This is a genomic window from Leptospira hartskeerlii (assembly GCF_002811475.1).
Lineage (GTDB): Bacteria > Spirochaetota > Leptospiria > Leptospirales > Leptospiraceae > Leptospira_B > Leptospira_B hartskeerlii.
The window spans coordinates 29,384-52,670 of record NZ_NPDL01000006.1 but is presented as its reverse complement, the minus strand read 5'-3'; the positions used below and the strand labels follow the sequence as shown (position 1 = coordinate 52,670).

Sequence of the window (23,287 nt, the reverse complement as noted above, 5' to 3'; positions counted from 1 at the left end):
TTCTTAATGTCCTTCGAATTCACAAATAGAGAATACGTTTACACCTAAGTCTTTGTTTAATTTTGTAGCTCCGCCCAGATCAGGAAGATCGATGATAACTCCTACTTCCGGAACTTCTGCTCCTAGTTTTTGTAATAACTGTACTGCAGCGATCATTGTCCCGCCTGTTGCGATCAGATCATCCATAAGTAGGATCCTATCTCCCGGAAATACGGAATCTTTATGTATTTCGATCACATCTTTTCCGTATTCTAGATCGTATTCTTGGGAAACGGTTTCGGAAGGGAGTTTTCCTTTTTTACGGATCGGAATAAATCCGACTCCAAGTTGGAACGCAAGAGGTGCACCAATGATAAAACCTCTGGCTTCGATTCCGGCGACTTTAGTGATTCCTTTGCCGGTGTACCGGTCCACGAAAGTTCCTATGGTAAGAGCTAAACCTTCCGGATCTAATAATAGGGAAGTGATGTCTCTGAATAGGATTCCTTTGCGGGGATAATCCGGGATCGTGCGAATTTTGCTTTTAACTATGGACATGGGCTCGAAGTCCAATTCCACTTTCGGGAAAGGAACAAACAATTCTTTTTTCAATGGGAATAAGAGCGGCCTCCAGAAAAGAAGGCCGCGAATTTAGGTTAGTATGCTTTTGCTCTAAGAGCAGCAATTCTTTCTTCTAGAGGAGGGTGGGTTGCAAATAAGGAAGCAAGTCCTCCGGCTCTATTGGAAATTTTCAAAGCGGCGATTGTTTCTCCTCTTTGATCGATCGGATCTCTTGTGAAAGCTAGTTTTAATCTTTCTAAAGCAGAGATCATGCTAGATCTTCCAGCCAATTTTGCTCCGCCTGCATCAGCACGGAACTCTCTGGCTCTAGAAACATAAGCAACTACTATGGATCCTAAAAGTCCGAAGACCACCATAAGAAGTTGTCTGATCATGAACTCCATAAAAAATCCACCACTGGATCCTCTATCATCGTTACGATTCAATTGAGAAACGATGACTTTACTTACGATCCAAGAGAAGAAAATCACGAATGAGTTGATTACTCCCTGTACCAATGTCATGGTTACCATGTCTCCATTGGCTACGTGAGAAAGTTCGTGTCCTAAAACTCCATCTAACTCTTCGCTATCCATTCCGTTCAAAAGTCCGGTAGATACGGCGACTAATGCGCTATTTCTACTAGGGCCTGTAGCAAATGCGTTGATCTCTGGTGATTCGTAATATCCGACTTCAGGCATAGGTAGTCCTGCACCTTGAGCCAATCTTTGCACTCTAGTTAAAAGATCTCTTTGCCATCCGGATGCGTTTCTCGGATCGATAACTTGGACTCCCATGGAGGCCTTTACCATAAACTTGGAAAGCAGCAAAGAAATGAATGCTCCTCCCATACCCCAGATCGTTGCGAACAAGAGGGTAGTTGCGTAAGGTACTCCGGATCTGGCTAAATATACATCCAATCCCGAAAGTTTGAGTAATAATCCGATCGTGAAGATTACCGCGATATTGGTAAGCGCGAATAATCCAAATCTGCGAAAAAGCGCCATAGGCGAACAGTTCTCCTTTTTAGAAGTTTTTTAGGCCTCGGTAACTCCGTGCCCGCCGGTCTTCTAAATTCCGGTAATGATTAGACCGCTCTTGGTTCCTTCTTTAAGAAAGAAGCTAAAAGAAAAAGTCCCGCAAGTAACAAATATGCCCAAACAAATGGACCCAAGTTTAGCTGAAAAGAGTTCAAAATTGCGTTCCCAGCTAGTGAATAAGAATGTATAAATCCTGTTCCGGCCAGAAATGCACCTATTAAACTGGCAATGATCGCCTTCTTGAAATCTCTATCGATCACAAATGTTGCGATCGCTGCCCAAACCATAGAGGAAAGTAAAAATCCTTGAGATAAACTCAAAAGTCCACCAAGAGAATATGGGAAAATAGGTTGATCCAGCGGAACTGTGGAAAGCCAGATATTCTGGGTTTTAGAAGCTGCCTCTGTTCCTTCTACCGCTTTTGCAAGAATTGGAGCCGCATAATTGAATGCGCTCTGGATCATCAAAACTCCCCAACCGGCAAGAGCAGGGAGAAGTCCAAGCACAACTGCAGGTGCATGTCTAGTAGGAGTCGCTTCGAATGCTTGTGCACCGATCACAATCCCGATCCAAAGTACGATTGCCATTCCCGCTTCTACAGGAATGAGAGCACATACAAAACTGACTAAACCAAAAAATGCGATTAGAGTCATGAAAATCCCGTTTAGACTTGAGTAACCTGATCTAGCTCCGAGCGCCTTCCAACCCGGATGACCGATATAAATTGTAGTTGGGAAAGGAGATCCGAATAAAGAACCTATAATTGTTCCTACACCGTTCATCATTAGAGAATTTCTGGTGTTATATTTATCTCCGGCTGCTTCTGCAGATTCAATATTCTGTAATGAACCGATTACGTTAAAAATTCCCATTGGTAAGATCACGGATAGATATTCTCTAATTCCGATTTGGCTCCAAGCATCGAATAGATCCAGGCCGCTCCATACTGGGAAATTAAATCCAAAATCAATAGAGGAGTGTAATGCAGCTCCATCCATCATTTGTTTTCCAGTGATATGAGGAAGATACCATGCAAGTAAGGTTCCTACGATTACTGAAATGAGTCCACCTGGGATCTTAAATGGAAAAACAACTCTTCCGAAATATTGTAAAAGTATAATTCCGAATGGGACAAATGCAACTAACGGATTTAAGAATGTACGGACTAAAAAGTCCATGGAGATAAATGTAAGTGCGATCCCTGCGAGTGCAGATAGAAGTGCCGCTCTTGGGGTTGCTTTGCGGATCTTTTCGGCAACAAATGCCCCAAAGAATTCGATGAGACCGGATACAAAGCTTGCGAGAAGTCCGATAGACCAAGCCGCCTTATAACTATTTGTCTTTTGATATACAGGGAACATTACAAAAAATACAAATGCGAATAAGGAAACAGTATTGATCCCATAAGGCAATGCGGTTACATCACTTCTGTTTTCTGCAAGTGAGAGTTGTCTTGCCTGCCAAGCGTAGAAAAGATTTCCGACTAAGAGAGAAATTGCAGCTCCTGGAATTACGACTCTGAATACAAAATCCTGAGGCATTCCGCAAAAGCCAATACACAAAGCTACCAGAACCAAAATTTGGATGAGGTTATCGATCATCAGGCCGAAGAATCCATCTAGGTCCCCGGCAACAAACCATTTGTATTTGCTCATTTCTTTGTTTTACTCCCGAAGTCTACTTGGATTACATTATCTTTTCGTTTTGAAGATCCTGATTCCGAATCGGAAACTTCTTCCTTGGTTTCTGCCGGAGACACTTCCTCTTTTTTAGAAGTTTGTTCCGGTTTACCTAAATAAATTCTCATTTGAGTGACTGTTTGTTGGGACTTGTCGAAATATCTGAAAATTCCGTCCCAAGGCAGGAAGACTTGCTCCCAGGTATAGCCGAACTGTAGTTCTGCGTAGACCCATTCTTCTTCTATTTTGATATCTCTTGCGGCGCGGGGCCCGATGACTAGGATGATACCTGATTCGGGTTCTTCTCCCACTAGTCCTCTTTTTCCGATCTTTAGATCCGGATGAGGCATTACGTGTACATAGAATGTGCCGAACCTTTCCCAGTACACTGAAAAGAGTTGTTTTTTGAATTCTCGAAGTGTCTGTATGTCTTCTAAATTCGGACTATCCATCATTTTTCAACTTACGCGAGGTCTCCTCGCTGATATATTCTTTGTGTATCTTGTATTCAGGCACGAGCGCTTTAAAAGAAGAGAATATCTCTTCTTCCCGATCCGATTTTGCTGCTTCTAATAATGCGTTAAATCTGGCCTGGAAGCTGCTAGGATCTCCTTCCTCTAAGGGGGCTGCAATCCTGATTTTAGGATGATGTGTTTTTTTGATCCCTTCTAGATCTAACAGCAGTTCTTCGAATAGTTTTTCTCCAGGTCTTAGCCCGGTGAACACGATTGGAATATCTGTATAAGGCCTGAATCCAGAAAGTCGGATCATATCTTCTGCAAGATTTAGGATGCGGATCGGTTCTCCCATTTCTAAGAGAAAAATTTCTTCCTTCTCCCCCATGGCTGCTGCTTGCAAAACCAATTGTGTAGCTTCCGGAATTGTCATAAAATAACGGATGATATCGGGATGGGTCACAGTTACAGGGCCGCCATTGCTAATCTGTTCTCTGAATCTAGGAATGACTGAACCGCTAGAACCTAACACGTTACCGAATCTTACCGTGATAAATTTGGTTTTGGTCCCTTGGGAGATTGCCTGCAAATACAATTCAGCAACTCGTTTAGAAGCGCCCATTATGTTTACTGGATTGACTGCTTTGTCTGTGGAAATTAAAACAAAACGTTCCGTCCCATAAATTCTAGAAATATCCGCTAAGTTCTTAGTTCCTAGTACATTATTTAAAACCGCTTCGGATGGATTGATCTCCATCATAGGAACATGTTTGTAAGCTGCTGAATGAAATACTACTTGGGGACGATCCGATTCGAAAACAGAACCGATCCTCAATGGATTTTTAATATCTGCGATCACCGCTCTAAATTGGATCCCGCTGTCTTTGAAAACTTTTCTGAGTTCATAATCTATCTCGTACAGAGGAGTCTCTGCAGAATCGAGAAGGATCATTTTTGAGGGATGGAATACTGCAACCTGTCTGCATAATTCGCTGCCGATTGACCCTCCGGCACCCGTGATGAGCACAGTTTTACCCGCGATATAAGAACGAATGGATTCTATTTCCAGATCTACAACTGGGCGACCGAGTACATCTTCTACACGGATCTCTCTTAATTGTTGTACTTTGGGCGGATCAAAAAAAAGCGAGCCCAAAGAAGGGAGAATTTTGAAATCTACATTCTCCGATTCAAAACTTTTGATGAGCTTACCGATCTGTTTTCCGTCAGGATTGCTGAACGCGATCAGGACCTTTTTAATCTCCAAAGAACGGATCAGAGACTCTGCTTGGTCAATTTTTCCTATAACCGGGACACCTTGGATATGCGCGCCTATCTTGGATTCATCGTCATCCAAAAGCCCTAAGGGTAGAAGGTTCAGATCGTTATGCCTTCTTAACTCTGTGAGAAGTGTAGCTCCCGTTTTTCCGGCGCCTAAGATGAGTGTTGGAATTCCATCTCCCTGTTTTTTGCGTAGAATGTACTGATCTCTCACTAATCTCCAGGAAAGACTCCGTATGCACAAAAATCCTAAAAGAAGAAGTGTGTCTATAACCGGGATCATTCTGGAAAGATGTTCGAATCCGTTATAGAATAAGAGTGCCGTATTCGAGATCAGGGAGGAAAGAATGGTGGTCTTGATAATTTCCACCAGGTCATGAATGGAAGCGTACGCCCAGATAGATCTGTAAATATTCGAAAATAGAAATACTAGAGAACGACAAACCACTACGATGAATAGAGGAATAAAAAAGTCGTTAGGCTCCTGCAGAAATACGACGGATTCGAAACGGATCAGGTGGGCTAGAAAATAAGAGAGGATCATGAAGCTTAAATCCAAAGGGAAGAGAAGGCTTCGACGATTCCATTGTCCCATTAAGTAAAAAAAATGTCGCAGGTGAGGAAAAGTCCAATCTTTTTGAGTTTTTTAGGTTGCTTAAAAACCCGATCTGATTCGAAACTTTAAAGGGCTTTTATTCTAGTGAAAGAATTGATCGTCAATTTACAAGGCAAACTGGATTCCTTACTCGGAAACACCTTCCGAGAAAAAACGGATCCATTACTTCGAAGTGAGCCCCATAAAATTCTACTGGATGCCAGAGATCTCCAGATTTGGGACGAGAGTGGTTTACTTTCGCTCAAAAATTCTTCTCTCGCTCATTTGAGTTCCAAATATGCAGCCTGCGGATTGTCGGAAAGTCTCATGGGAGATTGGAATCGTCTAGGACTTAGGGAAAAAATCCCATACTTCAAAACTAGAGAAGAAGCAAAATATTATCTAGTCTCCGGCCAAAATTTAGATCGGAGTTTCGAACCTAACGAAAGTACTACGGCATGTCCTGCTTGCCTCCAGATCTTGAGAGTGCAGGGAAAAGGAAATTATCGTTGTCCCTCCTGTGACCATACCTTCTACCTGACCGCAGACTATAGAACGGCTAGTTACGAGAAATTATTCTAATCCATTCGGAAATAAATTTCCAAATTTTATAGGCTTGCCAGAAAAAATTCCGACTGGTGCTGTTACTATTATATGGGTACACAGACTTCTCACAAGCAGAGTTTCGGGCAAAAAATCCTAGATCTTACTCTAGTCCTCCCGAGACTATTTTATTCCGGGATACGAGCAAAACTCGCCTGGTTTACAGGAAGTCTAATCGTTCTGACTATTCTGATTCTTTCCTTCATTTATGTGAGGCAACAAACCGAGATCCTCACGGATAGTTACGATAGAGAAGCTGCCATTTCCAGAAAATATATCTCTTCTCTCGTTCTGGAATTGGACAATATTTCCCAAAGTTTGATCCGGATCGAAGAATTTAGGGACCGAGTCAGCAAACAAACAGAAGCATTAAAAAAATATAAAACGACTAAAACCGTAGTCCAGGAAAAGAAAGTCTCGTTTTTCGGGATCAAGACCAGTTTGTTCGGAGCACTTGGAAAAAATACGGTACGTAAAACTTTAGATACGTATTATTCTGCTTATCTTTCCAAAGACGAAATACAGATCCTAGAAAAAAATATCCGTACCCAGCTACAGCATGGTGGAGAAGAAGTAGTCAGTGATAAAGAATTTGCCCACCTACAAGGAATGGCTAAAAAATTCGTATTTGCCGATAGAGAAACGAACCAAATCCGAAAACGTCTAGGCGAGCTAAAAGAAAATCAGGAAAAACCGGATCATACCGAAATCTCTGCAGCAGAAGAAGAACTTCGTAAAAAATCGCTTTTAGCTCGTAAGCTCAGATCCGATTTGGATGAGAATATAGTCTCGATACTTGCGGATTCCAAAAAGAGGAAAATTAAAGAATTAGGATTGGATACTGGTAGATTTAGGATCCAAACATTTCCAGTGTCAGGTATTATTCCGGGAGAAGCATCCGAACCTACATTAGATACTAAAATTTTCGATTCTGAATCTTCTCTCAACCAAGCTCCGATGGAAGAGAATTTGGAAGAAGGTTTAAAATCTGCGTTAAGCTCTCTTTTAGAAGGAGCAGGAGTTTTAGGAGAGATACGTCCTACTTCTTTCCAACAAAATGGATTAGAGTTACAGGCTTTATATTCTCCTCATTTTAGAAATCCTGCATCTACTGAAAGAGCAAAACTTATTGAATCCAGAAGAGCTACACTCGGACCTTGGACCAATTATTTAAGAGAAGAACAGGAAATTCTATCCGAACTTTCTAAAATCCCTCCTATTTTAGAAGCTAGGCTCAAAGCACTTAAAGAAAAAAAGCCTCCTATTCCTCCTTTCAAAGATAAAGACTTTAAAAACCAGTATACCCAATACGCAGGGTTGGTCCGTAAAAGAAATTTATTGTATGCTACATATCTGAGGAACAATCCCCCAAAAGAAGAGGAAGAACTAGATATAGAGTCTTTCGGCTCTATCAGAGACTCCGCTTTAGAAGATCAGATCTTACTCAGATTCAGACCGGACGGTTCCGACTATGGGAGATCGGTCCAATCGGAAGAAGGAAAAGAAATTTTCCAAAAACGTTGGAATTCCGTCAGAGAATGGATTTATTCGGGAGAAAGTGAAACTCCTACTACAAAATTAAAAGCACTCTTCCCTGACGGGATCATTGGAAATAGTAGAACGGAAGCAGAACAAATCCTTTGGAAATTGGACTCAACACCTCTAATTTCAGAAGTTTCGGAAGATCTTCCTACAGTTGTATTGGCATCCAATTTTTCAGGAGTGATCCGAACCGTGGTGGATAGAACGGAAGGTTTGGAATCGATCCGACGCAACAGAGATAGAGCGGTACTTTCTGCATTAGGAATTTGCGGATTTTCAATCTTCTTAGCCGTGTTTATTTCCGGCTTTGTCGTCCAAAAGATCAAACGCCTCATTCGAAACGCAGAACAAGTAGGAAAAGGAAATCTAAACGTAGAATTTGAGCAGGGCGGAAATGACGAATTCGGGAATCTTTCCGTTGCACTCAACCAAATGGTGACAGGTCTCAAAGAAAGGGAGAAGATCAAGGGTATCTTGGGAAGTATGATCGATCCTGTTGTGATCGGAGAGGCAATGAAAGATCTTGCAGCTCTCAAAAGAGGTACCGAAAAAAGAGTAACGGCATTCTTCTCGGATGTAGCAGGATTTTCTAATATTAGTGAAAAGTTAAGTTCCGTGGAATTGTCCGAACTTTTGAACGAATATCTTTCCGCAATGACTCTGATCTTAAAAGAACACGATGGGGTCTTGGATAAGTATATCGGAGATGCGATCGTAGGTATATTTAACGCGCCGGTCGATGTAGAAGGTCATTGTTTAAAAGCAACTCGCGCTTCTATCAAAATGTTGGATAAGCTAGAAGAGTTGCGGTCCGGTTGGAAGAAGGGCCAAAAATATATCCCGGACGCAAGAGATATGCAGATCAGGATCGGTTTGAATACAGGACTTGCCAAAGTTGGATTTATGGGAACCGACGCTCTCGCGTCTTATACGATGATGGGAGATACAGTAAACCTTGCGGCTCGATTGGAAGCAGCAGGCAAAGATTATGGAGTATCCATTTTAGTTTCGGATTCAGTCCATTCTGAAATTAAGGATTCTATTTTTACAAGGAAACTAGATTTAGTCCGGGTAAAAGGTAAAAATGAACCAGTGATCTTATATGAAGCGATCTCAGAATTGAAGGGTGTTGCCTCCGCCAAAAAGGAAATTATCGGTTTGTATGAAGAAGGTTTAGCCTTGTACTTGGATCGCAAATGGGATCCTGCTGTGAAAAAGTTTAAGGAATCCGAAAAAGCGAAAGGTAAGGACGATAAAGCTGTCCAACTACTTGTAGAAAGATGCAATGAGTATAAAAAAACTCCACCTCCAACTTCTTGGGACGGAGTTTATACTAGAGATCATAAGTAGTTTTAGCTTAGTTTAAAACCGGTCAATCTTTCAAAACGGTTTCGGAGAGAATATTCCAAAAGTTTTTCTTCCGAAACCAAAAATGCAGAACGTTTTGCTCTAGTGATAGCGGTATATAAAATTTCCTTTTTAAATAGTTCTAGAGAAACTTCTTCTGAGCTTAGATCAGCCGGGTCTGGCGGATAAATAATAAAAACAGAATCATATTCTGAACCTTGGGACTTATGCACTGTAATCGCAAATGCAGGCTCATGAGGAGGAAGAGTATCTAAAGCAAAGTCTCGGATCTCTCCTTCTATAAAAAATAATGCTCTAAGTTCGCTTCCTCCATTTGGCGTTTGGACCTCTAAAACGAGGCCAGTGTCTCCGTTATAAACTCCTCTTACTCTGTCGTTTTTAGTAATGAGTATTGGAAGCCCTGAAAAATACGTCCTGGTTCCGATCTGAACTAGATTTCCTTTTTTATAATGAAGGATTAGCTCCGTTAATTCTTTATTAATGAATTCACTTCCGAAAATCCCGTTTCTAAGAATTGTAAGTATCTTAAATCGATTCAGATCTTTATTTAAATATTCTTTTAATTCTTTGGGAGAATTCGGATGGGGAAGTTTAGAAAATATAGGTAAGATCTTTTCTTCCGCCGTTCTTTTTAAAAATTCTTTCCATTCTTTTTTATAATCTAATTGGATCCGATAAAAACCTTTTAGATCTACGTTTTCGGAATTAGAGAAAACGGGATCTATATGAAGTGGTTTCGGAAGATTCTCTTGGAATTCAGACAAAGAAATATTCTCTTTTACGCAGAGTTTTGCCGCTTTAGAGATTGAGGAAAATTCCTCTTCCTGTCTATGACTTGTTTTTAATTCTATTAGATTTTCTGAATTTAGTTTCTTTAAGGCTTTAACCAGGTCGGATAAAACAGCTCCTGCTTCGACGCTAGGTAATTGGTTCGGGTCCCCTAAGAGTATAAACCTAAAATTTTCGGAACGGAAGGGTAGAGCCTCCATCAATCTGTACATCATATGCAGATCCACCATGGATACCTCGTCCAGGATGATTACTCGATAGGGAAGTGGAAAATTTTTACCGTATTTATAACTTCTTTTCCTAGGGTTGTATTCCAAAAGCCTATGTAATGTAGAAGTTGGGATCTCGGAAATGGAATCATCCAATTTATTTTTTGTGTGAAGATTCGAGATCGTATTTTCTAAAGATTCTTTTAATCTTTGGGCGGCTCTTCCTGTAGGTGCCGCAAGTCCGATCTGCCTTAAATCATAACCTAAACGTAAAAGTCCACGGATCACATTAGCAACCACTGTGGTTTTCCCTGTACCTGGTCCACCTGTAAGAACAAAAAATGGATGTCTAAGAGCTTTTTCTAATGCTTCCTTTTGTTCTCCTTCTCCGCAAAGTATATATTCTTTCCCCCCTCTTTTAATAGAGAGAGGATTAGAAGAAATGAGTTCGTTCAGAACTTCTTGAACTTTTTCCGATTTTGTCGTGGAGCTTGTTTTAAGTAAATTTCCAAAACCTTCCTCTATGGATGTTAGCTGGCCAAATATTTTAGAAAAATATAATAGATTGTCCCGTTTTTTAAATAATATATCCGAAATCTCGCTTTTTTCAGAGAACGGTACGGCAAGATTTCCAGTTTTAGATGCTTGTATCAAAGAAAGATTTCGGGAAAATAGGACTTCGTAAGGAATTTCTTTAGCGTAAGATGCAAATTCCTTTGTCAGAAATCCTGCATATTCATGATCTAAAATCGTTTCGAGGGATTCTTCTTTCATTCTTTTTCCGCAGAAATTTTATTTTTCAGATCCAAGGTCTCTTTTATTTTTTCTTTGGAAACTTCTACAAATTCAGGATCAATATCTTGGTAAAAAATTCCTCTTCCCGGTATATTTGGTTCGGTTCCTCGAAGGAATAAAAAATACATCCCGCCTAAAAGTTTAGGATCATATTCTTTTCCATATTTGAATCTCAACCAATCGTCCAGAACTACGGAATAGATTGCCATTTGCAAAGAATAAGATTCCTGTATTTTTTCTTTTAGATGAGTTTCCGAATAAGGATCTTCCCCAAAATTAGAGGAGAGAAGGTTGGACTTCCAATCTAAGATCCAATATTTGCCTTCCGAAAGGAATATTAGATCTAAGGTTCCTTTTAGTAAGTCGGAAGTCCCTGTTTGTTCCGGGATTTTCAAAAAGAAATCCACCTCATGTTTTCTTTCAGAAGGTGAAATTTCAGAAAGTGAGATATTATTTTCCGAATGTGATAATGGGGTTTTGAGAGTATTCCAAAACAATTCCGAAATTCTTTTCGCAAATAATTCCAATTGTTCGGAACTATTTCCATATCCATAAGACTTTAGAATATTCTTATATGATTTTAAGTTACTTTCAGGGATTTGCTGTGCCGATTTTGCATTTTGATAAACTGAAAAATCTTCCGTTTCTAAAAGTTGATGGAGTAGATTTCCCATTTTATTGGAGGAAGGGAGCTCTTCTTCCTTAGATTCCTCAGGTGTTTCGTCCGTTTTGAATGATCTTGTTTCGGAAACCTGGAATCCGGATCCTTCCGAAGTAAAAAATGAATCCAAAGAAGAGTAACTTTCTAGGATAATCTTTCTTTTTTCAGCTTTGTCCGGCCAAATCTGAACAGAACGTAAGATCTCCGCTCCTTCTTCTTTTATTGGAGTATTCATTAACCCGGAGATAGTTTTGTGATCTCGAATCCATTCCTGTTCGTATTTTCCTTCTTCATTCTCCCAAAATTTTGCTACGGAAGAGTCTTTAGGAAATTCAGATGCTGCTGCATAAAATGATTTCCTGAATAATTCCAGAGGGCGTTTCGGATCGGGCTCTGCAAGTAATGGAAAATAAAATTTATACATTGCCCGAGTCAGAGCCACATAGTACAATCTTTTGTCTTCGTTAATCGTATTAAAAACGGAATCCTCTGCCTTATTATTTTCTAGATCTATAATACGTTTTTCGCCTTCTCTGTATTCGGAGAATTTCTTTTTTTGTGTGCCCCAGCCAGAAAATCCTCCGAATAAAAATACGATCGGAAATTCTAAACCTTTGCAAGAATGGATGGTAAAAATTTTTACTCTGTCTTCTTCCGAATCTTTTTCTAAATAATCTTTTTCGTCCTCTTTAGATACCATCTTGGATTCCAAATAAGTGATAAGCTCTCCTAAAGTCTGATCCGACTTGGATGCTTTTTCCGCTAAGAAGAAAAATATCTGTTTAAAGTTCGCGACCTTTCTTTCCCAATCTTGTCTAGATTCTTCCGGAAGAGGAGAAGCTAATCTACTTTCTGTCAAAATAGATCCGAATAACCCAGGAAAATCTTTTTTACGAGAGAATTTCCTCCAGGTTTCCAAAAGTCTTTTTTCTCCGGACTCAATTGGATATTCTTCATAATCTTGCAGATTTTCAGGGCGAACACAGAACAGATCGGATATTAGTAATTTATAAAATGAATCCCTGCTTCCTTCTTCATTTAAACATTGTAGGATCTCTCTAATTCGAATTGCTTCCGGAGATCCGAATAATCCGGTTTGTTTCGGATAAGTATATGGGATCCCTCTTGTCTTAAATTGCCTTTTTAGGAATTCAGAATCGTTTTCGCCTCGAACCAAAACTGAAATATCAGACCAACTTAGTTTCTCCGGAGAAGAATATCCTTCTTTCTTAATGTAGATCTCGGACTTTTCAGAAACCAAATGGAGAATTTCTTCCGCTAAAAATTTAGAATATTGCTCCTTCAATCTGTCGGCATTGCTTTCCTTCGAAAGGGAGAATGCATTTAAAGCGGCACGATTACTTTTATCCGAATATAAAATTGCCTTCCCTGGGACTTCTGGAGATTTAACATTTATATATTCTATTGGCAAAAATCCGGTTTCTCCAATAGGGAACCATTCTCCTTTTGCACTTCCGAAAATAGAGTTGTAGGAAGAAATGAGTTCGGGTAAAGACCTACGATTTGTGTCCAGCTCCGGATAAACGACAGAAGAATCTGCAAATTTTCCACCGGTATCAAATTCTTTCTTTGCAGCCAAATAAGTGCCTAAGTCCGCACCTCTAAAACCGTAAATGGACTGTTTTGCATCTCCGATCAGGAAAAGTCTTCCTTCCGTGCCTTCCCCTGAAGATCTTTCTAAGAATAATATTCTAAAAATATTATATTGGTCCGGGTCAGTATCTTGAAATTCGTCTATAATCCCGAAGCGAAAACGTTTCTTTAATTCTGAAACTAACTCGGGATTTTTTTCTAAAGATTTAGAAAGTCCTAAGATCATATCTCCGTAAGTGATTGAATTCTCTTCTTCTTTGATCTTTACCGAATCTTCCGCAATGTCTTCCGCTAGAGAAACCAAAAAAGAAGAAAGAGAGGATTCTAATACGCTTAAATTTAAAGAAAGTTTTCGAATTTTTTCTCTTTCTAATGTGTAAGAAAGAAATCCGGATTCAGAAGCTGCGGGTTTTAATTCTTCGTCGGAAAGAAGGATAGATTCTATTCCGGAACTTTCTCCTCTTTTTAAGTCCAGGATCTTTTTTAGGGCCAGCGTAAACGGAAAAGGAGAAAATGGCCGAGAAGAATCTATAAGTTTTTTTAGTGAGTCTTGAAATTCTAGCTGCCGAGCGGAAAGAGCCTTATATTTATTCGCATTAATTTTCTTTTTAAATGAATCTTGAAATTCTAAAAATTTAGGAAAGATAGAATTGATTTCCAAAAATATATTTCGGAGAGAACTGATCTCCGGAAATTTTTGAGGGCGGGGAAGAAGTTGGATAGAATCAGGAGAAGAAACCTTCTTCACTGCAAGATTAGATACAAAATTTTCCCAAGTAGTTCCTTGGAATCCGTCATTATAAAAACGGTTCGCTTGAGAAAGTATAAATGGTAAAAGCTCCTTAGGGTATTTTCCGCCAAACTCACTGCGCATCCTTCTATACAACGCTTTGGAAACTGCCGAAAACTCTTCGATAAGTTCCGAATTATCGGAGCTACCCGATTCCAATGAATATTCTTTTAAGATTTTATGAGCAAATCCATGTATGGTAGATATATAAGCCTGGTCTAAACGAGAGGCCTGGTTTAAAAAATAATCCAGCTCTTTAGATTCTTCTTCATTAGGTGATTCTATTTTTTCCAATCTGAGGATTGTATTTTTTAATTCTGCGCGTATCCTTCCTTTAAGTTCTGACGCAGCCTTATCCGTATAAGTAAGTACTAATATAGATTCTATACCGAAAGGAGTTTTATCGGAACCCAGAGATGTTTTAAAAAAATCTTTTAGTATTTTCAGAACTAGAAATACGATTGTATGAGTTTTTCCTGTTCCGGCAGAGGCGCCGATAAAACCGTTTTTAGTAATATCGATCTGGTCGGCAAAAGAATTGCTCACCGGTTCCAGTTTATTTTTCTGCATAAAAAACTTTCTCCAATGAATGATACAGTTTCAAGCAGAGGTAAAAATCCTTTTCGCTTATATAATTTTGAGGATAGGGTAGAAGTCGAATGACCTCATCCAAATAAATTTCAGGATCGTATTGAACTGATTCTTGTGCCCAAGTCCTATATTCTTGAGAAAGCAGAGTTAAACTTTTTGAATCATTTAGATCAACTTCAGTTCTATCCGGAAAGTCTTCCCAGATACCAGGAGAAACTAAAGAGATAGATTGATCCAAAAATTCCCGCACCAAATCGGAGAGGAATTTTTTACGATATACTTCTCCTCCTTCTCGATTCATATTTAAGATAGTCGGTTTGTCTCCGTAGCCGAAAATTGCAGTAACTGACCTTGGAGTATTTATAGAAGGAATAAGATCTAACAAAGATTGGATCAAAAAAGGCTCAATTAAATTTTTGAATTTTTTCTTTGAGTTCGGATATACAAGAACAAGAGTGAAGCTACCATCGGCTTCCTTTTTCAGAAAAACATCTTCCTTTAAACCGGTTATACTAATCTTATGTTCATTCGGAATTTCTAATGGAATAATGGGCAAGGAAAGCATATTCCCTTTCTTAGGAGATTCTCCGAAAGTAATTCCGGACAAAATTTCCGCGTTTGATAGTATTTCGGAAACTATCTCTGAAATTTTTCCCACTCTTTCTGACTTAGTTAAAAACTCGGCATCTCCGTAAATTCCTCTGGGGATATTTCCCCTTTTTTCCCAAATTGAGAATAATCCGCTCAAAGAATTTTGGAGTTCCTTTTCGGTCTTTTTCATAGAATAAGACCATAACTCTTTCATAAATTTAAAATTATCCGAAATCCGAAATGGCTCCTCCGTTGCATTATCTGATTCTGAGATCTCTTCCGAGTACAACCCGAACCTTCTCTGCAAATGATAGGAAAGAGGGGATTTTGCAAATCGGACCAGATCATTCCAATCTAAAGTTTCCGGATTTGTAGTTTCTTTTTTAATAGAAGGGTTAGGTTGAAAGTTCCCAAGCACCACTTTGCGATAATATTCTTTATCTTCTTCTTTTCCGTAGAGTAGAGAAGAAGATAGATCGAAATTTTTACGGAACTTCTCCGCAAACTTTGAAGTAGAAGTTTCTTTTTGTATAAAATATTCTTTGCTATGTTTGTTTAGAGGGATCTTGATCCGAACGGAAGTTTCAGGAGCCAGTATATTCTCCTTTAAAGCTTGTTCGAGCAAAAGTAAGGAAGAAGAAGGGGCAATACTTTCATCTTTTGTAATATCTTCCGCTACGAAAGATATTACCAGACTTTGTTTTGCGGATAAGATCGTTTCGTATAATAAAGACTGATTTAATCCTCTTACATTTATATCTCCTTCTCTGGGAGCCAAATGCCTTAGATTAAATGCAGAGGTATCGTCTGTTCCGGGGAATAAACCTTCTCCCAATCCTAAAATATATACGTGTCGGAATGGGATCGGGCGCATTGGTTGCAAAGAAGATACGGTAATTCCTCCGGTTAGATATTGGCCTTTTCTGACTTGGATCTCTCCGCCTGTTTGTTTGAAAAATGACTCTAAAAATTTAAGCCTATCTCCGAAACCTTTAGGGTCCCAATCCACGGCTCTCAATTCATATAATGAATCTATAATATTTTTTTCCAATTCCACTTCTATCGGATTAGAAGAAGGAGAGGAAAATAATTCTCTTAGCAGATCCGATAGTGAATCCAAAATTTTTTCGCCAGAAACTTTTGGGTCCGAAACCAAAGAGGAAAATTCTTCCAACAAGAAAGATACACGTTTCCAAATCCCTATCCATGTAGACACTAAGGAGCCAGATCCGGAATCGAAAGGGGAGATGGGAAGATCTTCCTCTTCTTCTGCAGATAATATATTTCCGGCGGCTAACCTTAAAAATCCTTTTCGGAAAGAAAAAGCAAGAGGTTGGTCGTCTATCAAAGAATCGTCTTGGTATAATTCCAAATCTTCGGAGAACTTTGCCCATTCTTCTACCCATGATGGTTCTACTTCCCATTTAGATTGGAAGCATGGGTTCTTAAGTAGTTTAAAAATATCCGCTCTTGATCTTTCTTTAGAGAGTAGGGCGAACAAAGAAAGTATTCCGCTGATATAAGCACTTGTTTCCGAAGCGATAACATCTCTTATGCTATAAGGTAATGTCTTTATAGAACTACCTGACTTCTCCGAAAGTTTTGCCTGGATCCCGCCTTCGAATACGAACTCTAATGCCGGTCTATACTCCGAAAGGTCGGAACAGAATATCCCAAAATCGGTTAATTTGGTTTCTTTAGATTCGGATAAGATGGAAAGAATATGATGGAATAACGCTTCTACTTCTCGAACCTTTCCGGGCGCTTCTAAAATTTGTAAGCTCTCATCCGGAAGAAGTCGAGATGCTGCTTTATAGTCTGATCGTCCAAGATATTCTTTGAATTCTGACAGAACTGTCTTTGTATGTTTTTCTTTTTTAGTGGAATATAGGAATTCTGCTCCTGAGATCTCCCAGGATTTTTTTAAGGAGCGAAATGAGTTCGCCCAGTTTCTACAGATCTGATTTCTTTCCGTTCCAGCGACCTGTTCTCCATCGGGAACTCCGAATTGAAAAACCTCTAAATGGATTTCAGGAAGAAGGTTTTGAAAAATAGAAATATACGTACTCGAAAGTTGGGACAATGCGAATAGATACATATTCTTTGGAGAATGTTTTTTGGCCTTATGCTCGGAGCCAAGATTTCGCATGGAATATTGGATCAAAGTTTCTTTGGATGGATCTGAATTTGTAAGATAAGAATATAATTCTTTCTGAAAGAAAAAAATTTCAGACTGGGTGGCGACTTCTTCCCAGATATCTTCTCCCGGCAGTCGCAGAAGTGAATATTTCTCTCCCAACCAATTTCGGATCCAGTCTTGTCTGTGAAGTTCATAGTCCTTAAAATATTTTGCCAAACGTCCTGATAGATCCAAGAGTCTCACTGGGTCGGGAGTTTTTCTTCCGGAAGGCAAAAGATAATTTTTGAGGATGGGATACTTTTGAAGAAATTCCTGGTCTCGGAGCAAAGCTTCGTAGATCTGAAATTTTCTGGATTCTCCTTGGAGGAACGGCCTAGATTTCGGATCGATTTCTGGAGAAAATTTTTCGAGAAGCAATTCTTCTAAATACTTTTCCAAGAACAAAAATCTGATATTGAATACCACGCCGAATCTTTGGACCAGATCCAAGTTCAACCAGGTTTCCATACTCTTATTTGGGATGATTACCGTGGGAGAATATAGTCCATCCTGCCTCGAGATCTCTTTTCTCAAGGATGTTGATAATGCTTCGGATAAATCCGAAAGATCGTAGGAACTATGGACTCTTATACTCATCTTAGATCGGTTCTACCAGAAATTCTGAAATTACGGACCGGTAAAACAAAGTTTTAATCCGAGAGGGGAGCTCTTAGAGGCTTACGTATCGCCAATCCGAAGGATTTTATCTAATGCGACATAATGTTGATTATCGGAAGTTGGGGAAGTGAGGATGGAATCTTCTCCAATGCAATTGTAGGCACTTCGACAAACCTTTCGATTTTCTTTGTATACACAACGTGAGAAGATTAGATCCGATTGTATACAAGAGGATCCCACAGTATACGAAAGGATTTTCCCTCAAATTGTCGAAGTGCCTACAATAAAAGTTCGTATACTTAATTTCTTTTGTATACAGAGTTAGAAAAGGAGTCGAGATTTCGAAATTCCTACTTAGAGCTGGAGAATAATGCGGACTTACATTTTTCTCCCAGAAGATTTTTGTTCTCTTGGAGGCAACGGATAACGGCTGTTTCTCGATTGGCGCAGAACTTTTCCTTATCTTCTCTACAAGCTTCCATTCTAAGCTTTGCTTTTCCCCTGACTTCTTGTAACAGTTCTCTGCAGTCTTCGGAGAGGTTTTCCTCATTCTTCTTCAGACAAGAAAGAATATCTCCTTTGGAACTTTCCTTACAATATTTCTCTTTGTCTGTGCGACATTGATCCACATGCGAGTGATTCGGTCCTTCTTCATGAGCGCTAACGGAAAAATTGAATAAGTAAAAAAGGCACAAATAAGCCGTAACTACTCTAATTCTGCCTTTATTTGAAGTTCTGAATAACATGACGACTAACCTACAGTAAGACCTTAAGTCATTTTCGCTGGTTTCTTTTTTTAGAAAAGATAGAATTACTTCCGAAGCGAAAAACCGAAGTCTAATAGATGTTAGATACAAGAAGAACGGCACGTTATTATTCGTCGGAACTGAGACAGAAAGATGTAAATGTTTCAGACTTCGATTAATAATAATGAATCGTGCGCAAACTTTCTAGCATGTGATATTTCTGTATGAGGACGAGGTCATGCTAACTGCTTCCTGTAGTCCTTCGAGGGACAAACTTTGGAAGAGCATCTGAGTCTCGAAGTTGCTTAGTATACTTTAAAGGAGGTTTTGCGAATCTCTTTTGCATAGCCCAGACCAGACGAAGGAGCTTTTTGTTTTTTCCTACCGCAATTTGAAAAAGAGTTTCGGTAATGGTCCAGGTAAGGAACACTATCCACCGACTAAAAAATAAAATAACACCTGACGGTGCATTAGAAATCGCAAGGCAAGGATATGGATTACGAAAAGGAAAAAAAGAAACTCCTCTCTGCGAAAACGCCAGAGCAGTACATTGAATTTTCCATCAAATCAAAACTAGAAGGGCCAAAGAAGTCCAGTATTACCACAGAATGGTTAAATAAATCCGGTTATACAATAGATGACATAAAATATGCAAGGAATAGGCATCCTTTCTGGAGAGAGAAAAGAAACAAAGGCTCTTATGAAAGAAACAGCCGTCGTCTAGAATACCATAACTACTATAAGACGGATGAGAAGATCATTTGGGACGATGCTAAACTTTCCAAGTTTTACGACCTCAATCAGGAAGGAAATGCGGATCATGAGTTGGCTAGACTTTTCAAAACTTCCATTCCAGCTGTGAACCATATTCGTAGAAAGTTCCGTTTTTCTACCATTCTGTTAGAACTGGAAAAAAAGAAACCGAACAAAGCTGCTGTTATCAAACTCAGCGGTCATTCTGAGTCTGTTCTGAAACGTTTGATTAAAGAAAAAGGAAAAAAATAAACTTCCTGCCCGTCGATCTTTCCGAAAGACGGGCCTTGTCAATAAATTTCAGGAGAGATTCTCCCGAAATCCCTTCCTAAAGACAAATCTTTCCACTATTTTACAGCACCGCTATTTTTAGTAAAAAGTTGCGCGTCACCTGCCAGAAAGAATCTTGGAACTGATCGTCCATGTATAAACAAATCAGCCGCTTTTCCATTCTACTTTCTCTCAGTATTTTCACTTCTTCCGTACTTTCTGCAGGACCAGTCAGTGAATTTTTAAGTTCGGACGGAAAATCCAAAACGAATCAACAAGAGGAAGAAGAAACTCCTAAACCTTCTGCTCCTAAAAGAGAAATTCCTAGATCGGAAACTTCTCCTAAGATAGAAGCGAAGGTCAAAAAAGAAAAAGAAGAATCTGTGGCTTCTGCGGAAGCCTCTTCCCCGAAATCCAAACGAGTACAACGTAGGAAAAAAGGGAAAACCAAGGTTTCTAAAAAGGAAAAGCAGGAGATCAAAGAGAAAGAAAAAGAGACTGCTTCCAAGAAATACGAGAATTCTCTTCCTGGAGTCTCAGACCTTCCTCCTAAGACAGAATACGATTCTAAAAATCAAAGTTCAAATGCGGAATTAGGTCATGGGAAAGGGATCCCTGTTTTATGTTACCATCACCTGGTTGGAAACCAAGATCCAATGGGTGGATACAATTTAGATCCAAGCCTTTTAGAAGAACAGTTCAAGTATCTTAAATCTATTGGTTATCAAACCATTAGTTTGGACCAATTCTATCAATACCAGCAAGGAAAGGCAGGTTCTGATTTCCCTGCTCGTCCTATTCTTTTAACTTTTGATGATGGTTCTTTAACTCACAAAGATGTACTCGTCCCTCTTTTAAAAAAATATGGAATGAGAGCCTCCGTTTTTATTTATCCAACCGTAATCTCTAATCCTAGATATAAATTCTATTTGAGCTGGGCGGGGTTGAAAGAGGCATTGGATAGTGGAGTTTTGGATATAGGCTCTCATACTGTTTATCATCCTAAATTACCTGCGATGTCTAGAGCGGAGATCAGAAGCCAGCTCAAAGATTCCAAAGCAACTCTTGAGGCAAAAACCGGTAGGAAGATCCAAGACCTCGCTTACCCATTCGGATTATTCGATGTACGAGTAATAGAAGAAGCAAAGGCCGCAGGTTATAGAATGGCTTTCACAGTAAACCCTGGGAAGAATGTCCCTGGCACTTACGCATATACAATCCATAGATCCCTGGTGACTTGGGGAATGTCTCAGTCCAGATTCAATTCTATTCTAAGTGCTTCTCCACCTATTAAGATCCAGTTAGGAGTTCCGGACGGTTCTTGGGTCAAGCCTGGAGATAGTTTTCCTGTAATAGTGGAAGGTTTAGACCCTAAGTCTGTGGTTATCAAGATCAGCGGAAAAGAAGGTATCATTCAAAGAAAGTCGAATACTGAATATATCATTAGAATTCCTGAATTCAAGAAAACTACTTATCCCGCGATGGTGGTGATGGGCAAAACTCTCTCCGGCAAGAGAAGTGAAACTCAATTTTTATTTGTAAATAGAAAAGAGTTCAAAAAAGATCCCGACTAAATATTACTTTCCGATAAATTTTTAGGTTTCCTGAAGTTCTAAAGTTATATTTTATCTAGAAGAACCGTCAAAATCGTATCGTTTCCGCGAAAGTTTTTTGACATCTCTAGGTAGGTAAGAATATTTTCAGTATGCCAAAAGATTCCGAGACATTCGAAAGAATTAAAACATCCAGAACTCGGAATCGCCTTCCTCTTGTTTTATGGGCGGTATTGATTTCTCTCGCCCTCCCCTATTCTTTATTTGCAGATCCTCTTCCGGAACAGGGTCCTGTGCTTCGTTTAGATTCTCATTCTGCAGGGAAAATCCCTCTTAGGGAAGAGATTTCCTATTATAAAGATACGGAAGGAACCCTTACCTGGGAGGATATCTCCGCTGCCGATTCTGAAGTTGAATTCAAGAAGAATACGGACAGAATGCCAAACTTCGGTTATGATTCTTCTCCTTATTGGCTTAAATTCTCCGTTGAGGCTGAAGAATCTCTTTCAGAAGAACGTTTTCTTACCTTAGAATATCCTCATATAGATTATGTGGATGTATATTGGAAAGATTCTAAAGGGAGAGAAGGTGAATTCCACACCGGGGACATGCTTCCCTTTAAGGAAAGACCGATCGCAGAGAGATATTTCGTATTTCCTTTAACGTTAGAAGATAAGGGAAGTATCGAAGTTTTCATCCGAATAAAGTCGGAAGGTTCCCTCACCCTCCCTCTTCACCTAGTTACCAAGTCTAATCTGGAACGGTCTTCTAGGATCTCGTTACTCGTAGACGGGATCTATTTTGGCGCCCTCGGAGTGATGGTATTTTATAACTTCTTCCTCTTTTTAGGGATCCGAGAAAAAACGTATATATATTATGTAATTTTAATATTTGCGGTAACCTACTTCTTGGTCATGAGTTCCGGATATGGTTTCTGGTTCTTAGCTCCAAATTCTCCTAAATTTGTGAATTCTTCTTTTATCATGGCGACCTGTATCGCAATGATATTTTTGGGCTTATTCGCAGAAGAATATCTACAAACCAGGGACACTTATCCGATCCTACATGTATTCATCCGAGGACTCACGATTGTTTGGTCTATTCTTACCATTCTACCCGTATTTGTAGCTTTAAGATATCTAATGCCATTTACCGCGATCCTTCCTATTTTAGAGATCCTGGTATTGATGATCATATCTCTAATCCAGAGTGTCCGAAAGGATCGAAAGGCTAGGATCTTCTTAAGCGCATGGATTTTCAGTTTGTTAGGAGTATTCATTTTCTCTCTGAATAGACTCGGTTTTTTTGATTCTGAAGAGATCGCTTCCGGAATGTTGAAGATCGGTGTTTTAAGTAACGTTATTCTTCTTTCTTTGGGATTAGTAGATCGGATCAACACTTTCCAGAAAGAAAAAGAAGAATATAAGGAAAGAGCAGATAAACTATTTGAGCTTTCTTTAATGGACCCTCTGACCGGAGTGGCAAACAGAAGATTTTTCGATCAAGAATTGGAGAGAGAATGGAACCGATCCGTAAGGACGGAAAGACCACTTTCTCTTTTAATGATAGATGTGGACTTCTTCAAGGCGTATAACGATACCTATGGTCATTTAAAAGGGGACCAAGTGCTCTGCCAAGTAGCCCAAGCATTAAAAGAATGTTTAAATCGTTCTTCCGATATGATCGCAAGATACGGAGGAGAAGAATTCTCCGTCATTCTTCCGGACACTCCTGTTGAAGGCGCCATAGTAGTTGCTTTGAACATGTTACAGACGGTCGAAGATATGGGGATACCTCATTCAGAGAGTACCTTCACAAGAGTTACCGTTTCTATAGGTGTTTCCAGTAATACGGATCGTGAAATCCATTCTTACCAAGAATTATTGGGATTAGCTGATAAAAATCTATACGATTCTAAGGCATTCGGTAGAAACCATATACGTCATTGACCCTTTCCGAAACAATCGTTCGAGAAAGATATTCGGGAAAATCATGAAAATTTAATTTTTCCTGGACCCTCGGCCT

Annotated in this window: 14 protein-coding genes; 5 read left to right on the top strand and 9 right to left on the bottom strand. The window is 39.4% G+C overall.

Going from position 1 to position 23,287, the window contains the following annotated elements:
• Window positions 1-3 precede the first annotated feature (3 nt).
• The 5 genes from CH352_RS12085 to CH352_RS12065 all read right to left on the bottom strand — a co-directional run bounded on the left by CH352_RS12085 (window position 4) and on the right by CH352_RS12065 (window position 5,590).
• Window positions 4-537, bottom strand: coding sequence for an adenine phosphoribosyltransferase (locus CH352_RS12085; RefSeq protein WP_010514444.1), 534 nt, complete (start codon window positions 535-537; stop codon window positions 4-6).
• A gap of 98 nt (window positions 538-635) precedes the next feature.
• Window positions 636-1,547 carry a protease HtpX gene (gene htpX / locus CH352_RS12080; protein WP_100707535.1) on the bottom strand — a complete coding sequence of 304 codons (912 nt, stop codon included), beginning with the start codon at window positions 1,545-1,547 and terminating at the stop codon, window positions 636-638.
• An 80-nt stretch (window positions 1,548-1,627) separates the two neighbouring features.
• Window positions 1,628-3,235: a permease gene (locus CH352_RS12075; protein WP_100707536.1), complete on the bottom strand. Its 1,608-nt coding sequence runs from the start codon at window positions 3,233-3,235 to the stop codon at window positions 1,628-1,630.
• Window positions 3,232-3,711: a ClpXP protease specificity-enhancing factor SspB gene (locus CH352_RS12070; RefSeq protein ID WP_100707594.1), complete on the bottom strand. Its 480-nt coding sequence runs from the start codon at window positions 3,709-3,711 to the stop codon at window positions 3,232-3,234. The genes CH352_RS12075 and CH352_RS12070 overlap by 4 nt, the downstream gene beginning before the upstream one ends.
• Entirely contained in the window at window positions 3,704-5,590 is a 1,887-nt protein-coding gene (locus CH352_RS12065; protein ID WP_100707537.1) for a polysaccharide biosynthesis protein, read from the bottom strand. The genes CH352_RS12070 and CH352_RS12065 overlap by 8 nt, the downstream gene beginning before the upstream one ends.
• 105 nt (window positions 5,591-5,695) lie before the next feature.
• Here CH352_RS12065 and CH352_RS12060 point away from each other — a divergent pair, with 105 nt between their 5' ends.
• Window positions 5,696-6,172, top strand: coding sequence for an STAS domain-containing protein (locus tag CH352_RS12060; protein ID WP_100707538.1), 477 nt, complete (start codon window positions 5,696-5,698; stop codon window positions 6,170-6,172).
• 72 nt (window positions 6,173-6,244) lie between these two features.
• On the top strand, window positions 6,245-9,085 hold the full coding sequence (locus tag CH352_RS12055; protein WP_100707539.1) for an adenylate/guanylate cyclase domain-containing protein: 2,841 nt from the start codon (window positions 6,245-6,247) through the stop codon (window positions 9,083-9,085).
• Window positions 9,086-9,087: 2 nt separating this feature from the next.
• Here the strand turns inward: CH352_RS12055 and recD are convergent, their stop codons facing one another.
• The 4 genes from recD to CH352_RS12035 all read right to left on the bottom strand — a co-directional run bounded on the left by recD (window position 9,088) and on the right by CH352_RS12035 (window position 18,686).
• A complete protein-coding gene (recD, locus tag CH352_RS12050; protein ID WP_100707540.1) occupies window positions 9,088-10,875 on the bottom strand; it encodes an exodeoxyribonuclease V subunit alpha in 1,788 nt (595 codons plus the stop codon).
• Window positions 10,872-14,531, bottom strand: coding sequence for a UvrD-helicase domain-containing protein (locus CH352_RS12045; RefSeq protein ID WP_100707541.1), 3,660 nt, complete (start codon window positions 14,529-14,531; stop codon window positions 10,872-10,874). Before CH352_RS12045 ends, recD begins: the two co-directional genes overlap by 4 nt.
• Complete coding sequence (locus CH352_RS12040; protein WP_100707542.1) at window positions 14,518-17,919, bottom strand: exodeoxyribonuclease V subunit gamma; 3,402 nt, start codon at window positions 17,917-17,919, stop codon at window positions 14,518-14,520. The genes CH352_RS12045 and CH352_RS12040 overlap by 14 nt, the downstream gene beginning before the upstream one ends.
• A 371-nt stretch (window positions 17,920-18,290) precedes the next feature.
• Window positions 18,291-18,686 (bottom strand): hypothetical protein, encoded by a 396-nt coding sequence (locus CH352_RS12035; protein ID WP_100707543.1) that lies wholly within the window; start codon window positions 18,684-18,686, stop codon window positions 18,291-18,293.
• Window positions 18,687-19,178: 492 nt separating this feature from the next.
• On the opposite strand from CH352_RS12035, the gene CH352_RS12030 reads away from it, so the two are divergent.
• From CH352_RS12030 to CH352_RS12020, 3 genes are all read left to right on the top strand, one after another.
• Window positions 19,179-19,691 carry an LB099 family protein gene (locus tag CH352_RS12030; protein WP_100707544.1) on the top strand — a complete coding sequence of 171 codons (513 nt, stop codon included), beginning with the start codon at window positions 19,179-19,181 and terminating at the stop codon, window positions 19,689-19,691.
• 170 nt (window positions 19,692-19,861) lie between these two features.
• Complete coding sequence (locus CH352_RS12025; protein ID WP_100707545.1) at window positions 19,862-21,283, top strand: polysaccharide deacetylase family protein; 1,422 nt, start codon at window positions 19,862-19,864, stop codon at window positions 21,281-21,283.
• 131 nt (window positions 21,284-21,414) lie between these two features.
• Window positions 21,415-23,211 carry a sensor domain-containing diguanylate cyclase gene (locus tag CH352_RS12020; RefSeq protein WP_100707546.1) on the top strand — a complete coding sequence of 599 codons (1,797 nt, stop codon included), beginning with the start codon at window positions 21,415-21,417 and terminating at the stop codon, window positions 23,209-23,211.
• Window positions 23,212-23,287 lie beyond the last annotated feature (76 nt).